Origin of the sequence: Aeromonas sp. ASNIH7 (genome assembly GCF_002903485.1) — a bacterium.
Lineage (GTDB): Bacteria > Pseudomonadota > Gammaproteobacteria > Enterobacterales > Aeromonadaceae > Aeromonas > Aeromonas caviae.
The window spans coordinates 2,040,400-2,052,500 of the sequence record NZ_CP026226.1 but is presented as its reverse complement, the minus strand read 5'-3'; the positions used below and the strand labels follow the sequence as shown (position 1 = coordinate 2,052,500).

Sequence of the window (12,101 nt, the reverse complement as noted above, 5' to 3'; positions counted from 1 at the left end):
CTGAACATTGAACCTACATGTGTAGGATAGGTGGGAGGCTTTGAAGGCGTGACGCCAGTTGCGCTGGAGCCGTCCTTGAAATACCACCCTTGTATGTTTGATGTTCTAACGCAGGGCCCTGAATCGGGCTCGCGGACAGTGCCTGGTGGGTAGTTTGACTGGGGCGGTCTCCTCCCAAAGAGTAACGGAGGAGCACGAAGGTTGGCTAATCCTGGTCGGACATCAGGAGGTTAGTGCAATGGCATAAGCCAGCTTAACTGCGAGACGGACAGGTCGAGCAGGTACGAAAGTAGGTCATAGTGATCCGGTGGTTCTGAATGGAAGGGCCATCGCTCAACGGATAAAAGGTACTCCGGGGATAACAGGCTGATACCGCCCAAGAGTTCATATCGACGGCGGTGTTTGGCACCTCGATGTCGGCTCATCACATCCTGGGGCTGAAGTCGGTCCCAAGGGTATGGCTGTTCGCCATTTAAAGTGGTACGCGAGCTGGGTTCAGAACGTCGTGAGACAGTTCGGTCCCTATCTGCCGTGGGCGTTGGATGATTGAAGGGAGTTGCTCCTAGTACGAGAGGACCGGAGTGAACGAACCTCTGGTGTTCGGGTTGTCACGCCAGTGGCACTGCCCGGTAGCTAAGTTCGGAATCGATAACCGCTGAAAGCATCTAAGCGGGAAGCGAGCCCTGAGATGAGTCATCCCTGACCCCTTGAGGGTCCTAAAGGGCCGTTGGAGACCACAACGTTGATAGGTGGGGTGTGTAAGCGTAGCGATACGTTGAGCTAACCCATACTAATTACCCGTGAGGCTTAACCATACAACACCCAAGAAGTGTTCTGGGCCTTGTAGCGAATGAGCGAACTACTTACAAATTCAGTGATAATGACAAGCAGCTAGCAAAGTCGTTATTCACGTCAGCTTTCCGAGATTGAAGATTTTGCCTGGCGGCAATAGCGCAGTGGAACCACCTGACCCCATGCCGAACTCAGAAGTGAAACGCTGTAGCGCCGATGGTAGTGTGGCATTCGCCATGCGAGAGTAGGACACTGCCAGGCACCCAATTAAACGGTGATGTGAAGAATCACATGGCTGGCTGCGAGGATGACACCTCACAAACAAGCAGCAAAAGATTTAGCGAAAGCTAACCGAATGCGGAGCGGTAGTTCAGTCGGTTAGAATACCGGCCTGTCACGCCGGGGGTCGCGGGTTCGAGTCCCGTCCGCTCCGCCACTAAATAGAAAGCCCAACCTGTTGAACAGGTTGGGCTTTTTTTCATATCTGCAGTTTGAAATGCCCGCTTGATGTTCGTGACCGTGACCAAACGGTGACCATTTCGTGACCAACCCCCTGATTTGACCGGAGGTCATTCTGGTCATTGTTGGATTTAATCGGTTACTATCCCTTAATTACTCAATTGGCAGGGCATAAACCGTAGTGAGCGCCGTTACCCTCAGAAAGGCCCTCGGGGTCTTGGCTAAATCATCTCCGTTTTCCGTAAAAACTGCGTATTCCGGCGAAGTTGAACAGCCATTCCGGCCAACGTGAACACCCTGATCCTTAACGCGCTCACGTCATCTCGTTTCTAACTCGACTGTTCAGATTGGGTCAACTCACTTCTCCTCTTCCTCATCGATTCTCCCTTCAGTGACAGCCGGTGAGCGTTGTGCATCAGCCGGTCCAGGATCGCATCTGCCAGGGTGTTGTCACCCAAGCTCGCGTACCACTCTTCAGTTGGCAGCTGACTGACCACTATCGTCGAGTATTTCCCATACCGATCATCCATGATCTCCAGCAGTGCGTTGCGCTGTTCGGCACTCACCGCTTCCAGTCCCCAGTCATCCAGGATCAGCAGCTCTATCCTTGCCAGTTGACCCAACAGTCTGGCGTAACTGCCATCTACCTTGGCCTGGCTCAGCTCAAGCAGCAGACGTGGCAGCCGGTAGTAACGAGTGCTATGCCCTTGCTGACAGGCTTGGTAGCCCAGCGCACAAGCCAGGTAGGTTTTTCCACAGCCACAGGGGCCGGTAATGAGCAGGTTCTGGCCCCGGCGCAGCCACTCTCCTTGGGCCAGGTTTGCTACCTGTGACCGCTCCAGGTTGCGTGCTGACTGGTAGTCCAGCTCCTGCACCGTGGCCTGGAGTTTGAGCCTTGCCTGCTTGACCAGCCGAGTTTGCTTACGCTGCTCCCGGCTCAGTTGTTCGTGTTCGACCAGCAGGCTTAGCCGCTCGATGAAGGGCAGCCCTTCGTAGGTACTCGCATGTTCCAGTTGTTGTTGCACGGCATCCGCCATGCCGGTCAGTTTCAGGTTTCTCAGGCGGGTCAGGGTTTGTTGGGTCATGGGGCGTATCCTCTTTAGTGGAAGCTCTGGGGGCCACGGATGTTCTCGTGCTCTTGCGGTAACTCTGGGTAGCTCAGCGGGCTTGCGGGCAGTTGGTCGCGGCCACTGGTCAGCACCGACTTGAGCTGTTTGAGTCGCACCAGACCTTCCCGGTTGGCCAACTGGCAACAGGCTTCAACCCGTGATGGCGGATACTCCCGGCTAAGACTCAGCAGCCCCAGGCAGAGTCGGTATGCCTGCTCGGCATGGGCTTTCTCTTCCAACCGTTCGCTAACCCAGCACAAGGTGCTCGGTCCGATGTCAGCAGCCCACTGTTTAAGACGCCCTGGGGTCCAGCGTTGCTGCTTGCTGTGACGTTCCGGCATGTGCTCAGGGAGCGTGCTCATCCCCGGGATGGTTTTACGTGGATGGCTCGCGACCAGCTGTTGCTGGTGATAGACCTGAAGCAGTGTGTCGCCTGCATGGAGCTCCAGTTGCTGACCCACATACTGGTGTGGCACCGAGTAATGGTGCTGCTCATAGCTGACGTGATAGTCGATGTTGACCTTGACCGTTTTGATGGCGACATAGCGATAGGGATGCACCGGCAGTGGTCCCAGTGCCGGGCGGTCCAACTGCTCAAATGCGTCACGTCGGTTACCGGGCAGTTGCTTGAACGGACGCTCGTTGAGTTCGTTCAGCAAGGCACGGATGCACTGGTTGAGTTCGGCAAGCGAGAAGAAGGTCTGATGGCGTAGACGGGCCAGGATCCAGCGCTCGACGATCTGCACACCCACCTCCGCCTTGGCCTTGTCCTTGGGCTTGTAAGGACGAGCTGGCATCACCGCCACCTGATAGTGCTCGGCCAACTGCTGGTAGCTGGGGTTGAGCTCGGGATCGTATCGGCAAGCCTTGCTGACACCGCTCTTGAGGTTGTCGGGGATCAGCAGTGCCGGTGTCCCGCCGAAAAACTCAAAGGCACGGACATGGCTTTGCAGCCAGTCCGGCAGTGACTGTGACCAGGTGGCCTCGGCAAAGGTGTAGTTGGACGCACCGAGCACGGCGACAAAGACTTGTGCCTGACGGACCTCACCCGTAGTCGGCGACACGATGGGCACCGTGGGCCCGCAGTAGTCGATAAAGAGCTTTTCCCCCGCCTTGTGGATCTGGCGCATGGAGCGCTTTTGCAACTGACACCAGGACTTGTAACGGTCACAGAACTGGGAGTAGCTGTAACAGCTATTGGGATAGCGCTGGGTGTACTCCTCCCAGAGCAGCTGTTTGGAGACCCCCTTGCGCTTGAGCTCCTGATGGACAGAGGGCCAATCCGGCACAACATGGCGGGCCGAGATGGTGGTATCGGCCTGCGGATAGAACAGGGCAGCCAGTCGGCCATCATCAAGCTCGGTAGGTAAGGGCCAGGTAAGGCCCAGCGCCTGGGCACTTTTGAGGAGTTTCTGGATGGAGCCGACACTGACCTTGGTACAGATACTGATTTGGCGAACAGAGAGGTCAGCTTCCAGCCGCAGTCGCAGCACTTCACGAATTTTACGCATTGCAATCCTCTTGGCAGACATAGGCTCTTCCCTGGCAAAAGGGAGAGCGTATCAAAGGTTTTTAAATCAATGCGTTAAGGATGATTCTGGTGAATGTGAACAGTGATTCCGGGATGTTGAACACTGTTTCCGGAAAGGAGGGGCAAAGTGTTCAGGTTGAGCCGGAATGAGCGTTCACATTGGTCCGGAAATGGTGTTCACGTTGAACCGGAATCGGTGTTCATGATCGGCCGGAATATGCAAAAACTACGTCAGATAGGCCCAGAGATGTCTATGACGACCTCAAGGAGTATCTCTACGTCAAACCTGATATTGAACTCGACTTTGAGCATGTATTGAGCTCGCTGCGGCCGGGGGATTGCGTCTTTCTCTGTGGCAGTAGTGGTGATGGTAAATCTGAAATTCTCTCCCGTAGCTATGAGCGTTATAAGCAGTACTATCGCTTCCATTTGGATGCAACCCATAGCTTTTCGCCTCATCAATCAGCAATCGATGCGCTAAATGAACTCTTTGATCGTGCTGGAGATGGGGCTCAACCCTTGGTGGTTGGTATCAACATCGGTATGCTGGCCAACTTTGCCAAAGAAGGGGCTGAGCGGCACAGTGCGCTGCGTGGCGTGATCGAACGTTTTTTGGATAGTGGTGAGAGAACGCAAGGGGCGTATCACTTTCTGGATTTCGAGTCCTATCCAAAATTTCGTTTTAATGATGATGCTGGCAGCTATTCAAGCTTTATGCGTCAACTGCTCAAGCGGTTAACCCAGCCAACTGATGACAATCTGTTTCATGCTATTGCGCTTGCAGATGAGCAACGTCAACGTGATATGCGCCTCATCGCCAATTTCAGGCTGCTGGCCAATGAGCAGGTACAAGAGATTATCATTACCACCCTGTTCAAAACCCGTTTGATCAAAGATCAATTCATTACGACTCGCGCCTTGCTGGATCTGCTGCATCAGCTTCTGGTCGGGGAGCATCACCTCTTTGATAACCTGTTTCTGGCTAAAGATAGCGAGCTAAGCCTGCGTCTTGCTGACTTTGATCCTGCCTTAATTCATACCCAAGCGGTAGACCAGTTTGTGCTGCGTTATGAGCTGAATCTACCGGATGAGGCGCTGGATGCCTTTATGGACGATCTGGCAAAACTTGGGATCATATTCAAAGAGCCTCGTGATAAAGCGGGTCAAGCCGCATCCCTTCTGCGCCTTTTTTATCTGATTAAGGACTGTGAGCTTGGCAATAACTACCATCACCAATTCAAAGTCGATTTTGAAGAGCAGGTACTTGAACTCTATGCCACCGTCTGGCTGCAGCATAGCAAGTACCTTGGGGAGGGTGGAAGCCAGCTGGCCTTGCGCAATTTCTATGTGAAAGCACTTATCCCGGCCATTTTTGTCTATGCCAACCGCAATGCCCCTGAGTTGTCAAAGCGAGAACTTTCTCTTGGTCAATTTGGCCAGTGTCATGTCGCGGCACCTGTCGAACTGAAAGCTGATTACAGCGCAATTCAGCGCCAGCATGTCGAGAAACACGATCATTTCAGCGCCTATCTGAAAGTTGATGAGCAGCTCTTGGCTCCGATGGCAATCAACCTCAATCTGTTTGAGCTGATCTGCAAGCTCAACAATGGCTATCGGCCAAACAAGTACGACAAGAATGCCATCGTGTTGCTCGATGAAATGGTTGAGCAAATCCGCGCTGTCGCCAAAAAGAGCCCTGTTCTTCACTATTACGAAGGTGATCAGCATTACCGTCTTGGTTTGGATGACGGCATGATCACTGTAGAAGGAACCCGATAGCCATGTCTCTGTATCCAATTCCTGTCGGATTAGCTCCGGTTGATAAAAACAAGCTCACCAACTACTGGCCCATTCGCAACAAAGGCAATGAGTTTGACTGGGATACCGTGACCGGTGTCGTGCTGGGGCTTTCCTTGCGCAAGCAGGTGACTGCCTATGAATTCGAGCAATTTAAGGAGGAGTGCAAAGCCCGGTTTGTAGACAAGCTCGACGATCCTGATTTTTGGCAGGTGCTTGAACGAGCCTATTTTTCAAATGACTCACTCTTTCACATTTCACCGCTGTTCCTGTTGTTCAAGGCCAAAGGGAAGAAGAGTGGACAAGCCGATCTCAGCGCACCAGATACGCGATTGTGCAAATTGTTTGCAGGCCTGTTGGGGGATTTCTTTCTTGAAGATGCGCTCGATGACAAGCTCAACTTTGTCGAGCAAGAACTGCTGTCCGTTTTGCAAGGCAGGCTGCAAAGCGGCAGTCTGGTAAAAAATGAGGATGAGCAACCTTATCTACCTTTTTTGAATGCCGTATTTCGTGAAGATATTCGCTTTTTGGCTGCGCATCCCCAGTATCTGCTGCAAGCCTTGCCTGGCACACTCAAGCTGTATGCCTTTGCTTACTGTGCTCAGCTGGCACTGAATGTGACCGATTGGCAACATGAGCCCCAAAGCAAGCCTCTCTACTTTATTCTCGATTCGGAAAAGGCCAGCTCTGAACGTACATCGGTAAAGCGTTCTGGCTACAAGCTGCTGGCTGCTGCCAGCGAGCGGGTTTTCCCGCTGCTTTCCGCCCTTGACGTGCTGCAGTTGCCAGGGGATACCAAGAAAAGACCGCTCTGGCAGGTTTATCGCGATGCAACGCAATATGCTGACCAGACTCAGTTGCTGGAAGATTTGAACAACTATCTACAGGCCTTTAGAGAGAAGCGCGGGTTACGGCCTGAGCGTCCTCTCACAAACAGCGTGGCAGAAGCCTTCGAGCAGCTCAAAGAGTTTGCACTGGAGCAATTCCGTGATGCAAATACCTCCCGTGGCGGCGTGAACAAGAAATATGTCAAAGAGCTGGAAGAGAAGCTGCTCAGTGATTTTATTCAGGCCCGGGGGGCTGCTGGCCGCACCCTGGTACTGAATCAGGATCAGCTGTTGCTGTTGACCAATCTCACCATCGGCAAGGCCGACAAGCTGCGCCTGCACGATCTGCGTAAAGGCTTCGAGCTGCGCGGTTTTTATCTTGATAACCAGTCATTGCAGCAACTGGTCAGCTTCTATGAGCGCATGGGCAATGTAGAACGAATGAGTGATAGTGGAGACGCCGTATATGTCCGCAAGACCCTTTGAGCATTTTCTGGCCGAACGTTTTATCGAGTGGGTCAGTGCCGACATTGAACCGGGCTCTCGTTACCAGTTCAAATCCCCCAGCGCAGAAAACGGTCTGGTGCTCTATCAGTCACTGGTGACCTTTGCTGCCACAAATACGCTGGCTACGGCCGATGGCATTGACCTGCCGTATATAGAGTGCAATGGCGTGCTGGTTTTACCAGTGTTGCATGGTGAGGCGCCTGGATTTACCGAAAACTACATTTCCCGTTTACGTGATCTGGTAGCAGGGCGCAGTGCAGAATTTGAAAAAGCAGCCCTGCTCATTATCCACAACAGCATGCTGGATACTCTGATCAACAGTGCGCTTGATTTGGGGGCGCCCGGTGCGGTCTGGCATCCGGATAGTCTCTCGCAGCAGCTTGGCGCACTGATTGATGTTGGCAGCAGTAACAAGGAGCTGTCAGCCTGCCTGCTTGAAGAGCAACTGTCCCTCATCACTGAAGAGGGGGCGACCGTATTTGGTTTTGCTCCTCTGTTCAGTGCACTGGATCAAGATGGTGTTCTGGAATTTGATGAGCTTCAGCTATTCAATGACCCGGTCATTTTGAACTGGAGCGGCAAGAAGGCTCAGATCAGCAAGCGGCTCCAAGCCAACCGCAAGCTGCGACGCGAGATTGAAGATGCGGTTGAGCATTATGATCTCGATCAGCTCGAGAGTGTCCTGAAAGAGTTCAGCGCCAAGTTTATCCGCCTGCATTTCCAGGATGAGAGCTGGCGTGACCTGGAATTCGAGGCCTACCTCAAAGAGATTGAAGCCAACAAAGCGCAAAAGTTGCTATTGGAAGAGGTGGCCGTTGACAGTGGTTCACTGCAACAAAGAGCCAAAAGCCAGAGCAAGGCGGGACAACGCGACCTGAGCCTGCTGATCCAGCTCCCGCCGGGGGAGAAAACCCTCAACCTCTCTTTTACCTTCATCGGTAATGATCTGGACGAGAGCCAGTTCAAACTGATGCACAATGGGCCGCTCAAAAATTCGGTCACTTATTCTGTCAGCCGTGTCGGTGGTAAACGCTGCTGGGCGACGGTGACCTTGCCCGTCACGGGAGAACCCACCTTTTTTAGCCTTGAGCTTAAACGCGATAACCGCTCCGAAGAGTACAAGTTCCGCTGTCTAGTGGTAGAGCAGGGAGATTTCTATTTCGATGAGTTGCTGCACTGCTTCCGAGTTGATGCGGGCAAGAAGTGGCTGACCCTGCTGCTGGAAGAGAACAAGTTCAAGGTCAACCCAGAGCAAGACGCCATCATGCATCTGGTTGACGATGAGGGCGAAGTGGACTGCAGCGCCTGTGGCTGGGTGAACTTTGATACGCTGGCCGAGCAGAGCGAACAGATCCAGTTTGAGCTGGTCAATGGCGAGCGTCGCTTGCCCATCAATATTGAAGGCCCGGCCGCCGATGAGAGTATTTGCGTTCCGCTGCTGTTTGACCGGGATCGCTTCGCCAAGCTGCTCAGAGATGACCGTAATGCCGAGTATCTGCGGGCCAAAGGCAAGATCATTTTCGATAACAGCGAAAGTGGTGTGGTCGGGATCCGCCAGCAGCTGCTGAACCTCGAAGCACGGATGGTTGATGAGCGGGCCTTGTATATCGGTCTGACTGCCGATCCAATGCCACTTGCGGCGATTAGTGCCAGGTTCCCTGATTTACATGGCGCTTATGCCGCCCTGTTTGACTATCTGCAACACCATAAAACCTTGCCGAGCCTGGTGGCCTGGGGTGACAGCTATTGCGCCCTGGTGCAGCGGGTGCTGGATGCCTACGAAGCGGCATTAAGCGAGATACCGACCAATGCGGTGTTGGCGCTCGAGCACAAACAGTTGATGCGCATCGGTCTGTGCCGCCAGGATGAGTGGCACCGCCTTAGCCCGCTGCACCCCTTGGTACTTGCCTATCACCTGCAACTGGTGGCCGAGATAAAAGCCGATCGCGATGAAGATGGCGTCAGCTCTTTTGCCGAATTGCCAGAGGTGACCCGCGAGCGCCTGGTGGCATCTGGCTTGCTGCCTTTCGTCTATGACAATGACTCTGGTTACGCCCATTTGCTGCCGGTGCGGGAGAACAGCTTCTGGCTCGATGTGGTGCCACAAAAGCAGGAGAGCTACAGCTACATCAAGCGTTTGGTGCGCGACAAATTGGCCGAGTTTACCCAGGCCTATTCCCGGCTGTTCAGTGCCGGGGCCAAGAGCACCCTGATCGTCAATGCCATCAATCAGGCGAGTGCGGCAGAGCTCTTCCTCGGTTTGATCGAGCACTTCAAGCTGCGCAAAGAGCAGGCGATCGCCATTCATGTGAACTTCTACGATGAGCGGTTGCAATTCAATGACTTCGACCGCTTTGCCGAAACGGCCGCTTATGACGAGCTGAAAGCTTGGCTTGGCTTGAACACCACTGCGCTGCGTGCTGAGGCCGATATGCTGATCGACCTTATCCGCAGCCGTCTGACCTACAGCAAGTTCACCCTGCCCAACGAGCGTGAGCAGTTTGCCTATGCCCATCTGGCGTTCTTCCGCAACCAGGAGCCGGTAGAGTGCCATCCCATCAATACCGATGAAGCTCTGAGTGGTGTGCTGTGTGATGGCTTGATCGCCGGGGAAGCGGCCGAAACGAAAGGGGCGGCCTATTTCACCGCCTTTGGTCTGCGTGGCGTGCCCTATCAAGGGATACAGTCGCTGCGGGTGGCCCGCCTGCTGGGCAACCTGTGGCAACCGGCCAGCCAGAGCAATGCCCAGTATCTAGCAACCAGCCTGGGGCTGGCGGTCAGTGCCGATTTCAAGGCACTGCTGACCCGCTCTTATGACAGCGCACTGTGGACCACCATCATCGATCCCAAGGTGACCCTCGATTTCTTCACCAGTCAGCAGGATGTGGTGCTGATCCACTACTCGGATCAATACACCAGTGCGGCCGGTTATGACGCCATCACGGTAACCAAGCAGGTAGACCTCTTTAAACGCTTGCTGCAAAAAGAGGGTCACGGACAAGGGGAGACGCTGCTCACCGAATTCAATGCTTTCAACGGCGAGTGGCTGCTCAAGATGCTCACGGCCAACGACAAGGAGCGCAAAGAGAAGAACGGCATCATCGGTGCTTACAAGTTTGTCTCGGCCTTGTTGCGGCAATCCGATATCTGCTGGGTCCCCCTCTCCGTGGCCGAGATGATCCGCGTCTCCGGCAATGTTGGCCTCAAGATGAGCGACAGCGAGTTCTCCCGTCAGGTGCATGGGTATCGCAAAGGGGCCATTTCCGATGACGTGCTCTTTGTCGGCTTCAAGGGCAAGCAACTCTATTTGTTGCCTCTGGAGGTCAAGACCGGTGTCAGACCTGACTTTGCCTATGCCGGGCAACAGGCGTTGGAGCTTAAACGTTACCTGATGGAAGAGGTGCTTGGCCCCAATACTCTGGCTGCGCGGCTCTACCGTGGTCTCTTTATTCGTCAGGTACTGATGCAGGTCGACAAGCTTTGCCTCTATCAGGTGATGCAGCCGGCGCAGCTTGCACCGCTGCTGACCGAGCGGGAGTGGTGGCTTAAAGGGGAATATACCCTGGCTAGCGTGCCCGACTATCCCGAAGGCTTTGTGGTCGCCCATATCGAAAACGACAGCTTCTTTGTACCTCACTACCAGATGACCGAGCGGGGCGTATTGCAGGTTGAATTGCCTTATGCCTTGTTGGGAAGCCTTATTCAGGCCTGCAGCGCCCCTGCGCTTGATGAGTTGGTGACCCTGTGCCATGTAGACAAACAATATCTGCTGGGGCCCAGAGAAGAGGTGGCTGAGCCTGAATCTGGCTCTCAACCGCAGCCAAAAGAAGGGGGCAATCAGGCGGTGGATATGGCGCTAGTGGCACCGGCCACTGATACCCAAAACACCGATCCGGTTACCCTAGTAGTGCTAGAAACCGGACTGACTATCGAGCCGACCGAGCCCATGCGTATCCTGTTTGGCCACGAGGCCTTGCGGCAAACGCCCCTCTATTGGGAGCCGACCAATACCGCCCGCTTTATGAATACCAATACCGGCATCATTGGCACCATGGGCACCGGCAAAACCCAGTTTACCAAGTCGCTGATCACCCAGCTGATGCGCCAGCAAGACAACAATGTCGAGGGGGCACGGATCGGCCTGCTGATCTTCGATTACAAATCCGACTATGTGGATGATGCTTTTAGCGAGGCCAACCAGAGCAAGCGGCTGCGGTTGTATCGCCTGCCGTACAATCCGCTCTCGCTCTATGGCGATATGCCGATGCTGCCGGTGCATACCGCGACCGGGTTTGCCGAGACCCTGGCCAAAGCCTTTGGCCTCGGGCCCAAGCAGCAGCTGCGACTGCGCAAGTTGATCCTCGATGCCTATGAGCTGGCGGGGATCAACAGAGCTGACGCCAGCACCTGGTCAAGGCCAGCGCCCACCTTGGCCCAGGTATGGGATCTCTATCTTGAGCAGGAGAAGGTGGAGGAGGACTCTCTCTACGCGGCGCTCGACTCGCTGGTCACTTACGAGATCTTCGAAACCATGCCGGATAAGGTGAGCTCCCTGTATGAGCTGCTCGATGGGGTGACGGTGATCGAGCTGGCGGGCTACTCACCCCAGATCCAGAACTTGGTGGTAGCCCTGACGCTGGATCTCTTCTATTCGCAGATGCAAAAGCGCGGCAAGCCGCAAGTAAACGGGGATTATCGCCAGATCACCAAGATGATCCTGGTCGACGAGGCCGACAACTTCATGTCGCAGGACTTCCCCAGCCTGCGCAAGATCCTAAAAGAGGGGCGCGAGTATGGTGTAGGGGTGATCCTCTCAACCCAGGACTTGAGTCACTTTAAAACCGGGGAAAACAACTACGGCTCTTATATTTTGACCTGGGTGGTGCATCGCGTCGCCGAGATCAAGAATGCTGATATCAAGGCCATCTTTAATAAAGATGATAAGACCGAGCAAGAACAATTAATGGAAACCATCCGCAAGCTGGATAAACACTTTAGTCTCTATATCGATGGAGATAAAAAGGTATCTATGATGCGGGATAGGGCATTTTGGGAATTATAAACTAAATAACTGATCCC

At 54.0% G+C, this 12,101-nt stretch carries 5 protein-coding genes, 1 tRNA gene and 2 rRNA genes (1 of these 8 running past the window's edge); 6 read left to right on the top strand and 2 right to left on the bottom strand.

The features are described 5' to 3' along the window. The 3 genes from C2U47_RS09705 to C2U47_RS09695 form a co-directional block, all read left to right on the top strand. Positions 1–815, top strand: a 23S ribosomal RNA gene (locus C2U47_RS09705); it begins 2,074 nt to the left of the window's first position. Positions 816–938: 123 nt separating this feature from the next. Continuing rightward, positions 939–1,053: ribosomal RNA gene (gene rrf, locus C2U47_RS09700) — 5S ribosomal RNA — on the top strand. A 98-nt stretch (positions 1,054–1,151) separates the two neighbouring features. Beyond that, positions 1,152–1,228, top strand: a tRNA-Asp gene (locus C2U47_RS09695). Positions 1,229–1,580: 352 nt separating this feature from the next. Here the strand turns inward: C2U47_RS09695 and istB are convergent. Further along, positions 1,581–2,336 (bottom strand): IS21-like element ISAs29 family helper ATPase IstB, encoded by a 756-nt coding sequence (istB, locus tag C2U47_RS09690; protein ID WP_000194038.1) that lies wholly within the window; start codon positions 2,334–2,336, stop codon positions 1,581–1,583. 14 nt (positions 2,337–2,350) lie between these two features. After that, entirely contained in the window at positions 2,351–3,892 is a 1,542-nt protein-coding gene (gene istA, locus C2U47_RS09685; RefSeq protein ID WP_001274811.1) for an IS21-like element ISAs29 family transposase, read from the bottom strand. 191 nt (positions 3,893–4,083) lie between these two features. Between istA and dptF the strand changes: the two genes are divergently transcribed. Genes dptF through dptH form a run of 3 tightly spaced genes read left to right on the top strand, consistent with a single transcriptional unit; the run spans position 4,084 to position 12,084 of the window. Then, positions 4,084–5,670, top strand: a complete 1,587-nt coding sequence (gene dptF / locus C2U47_RS09680) for a DNA phosphorothioation-dependent restriction protein DptF (RefSeq protein WP_103261620.1) — start codon at positions 4,084–4,086, stop codon at positions 5,668–5,670. 2 nt (positions 5,671–5,672) lie between these two features. After that, positions 5,673–7,001, top strand: a complete 1,329-nt coding sequence (dptG, locus tag C2U47_RS09675; protein ID WP_103261619.1) for a DNA phosphorothioation-dependent restriction protein DptG — start codon at positions 5,673–5,675, stop codon at positions 6,999–7,001. Then, positions 6,982–12,084 carry a DNA phosphorothioation-dependent restriction protein DptH gene (gene dptH, locus C2U47_RS09670; RefSeq protein ID WP_103261618.1) on the top strand — a complete coding sequence of 1,701 codons (5,103 nt, stop codon included), beginning with the start codon at positions 6,982–6,984 and terminating at the stop codon, positions 12,082–12,084. Before dptG ends, dptH begins: the two co-directional genes overlap by 20 nt. Positions 12,085–12,101 lie beyond the last annotated feature (17 nt).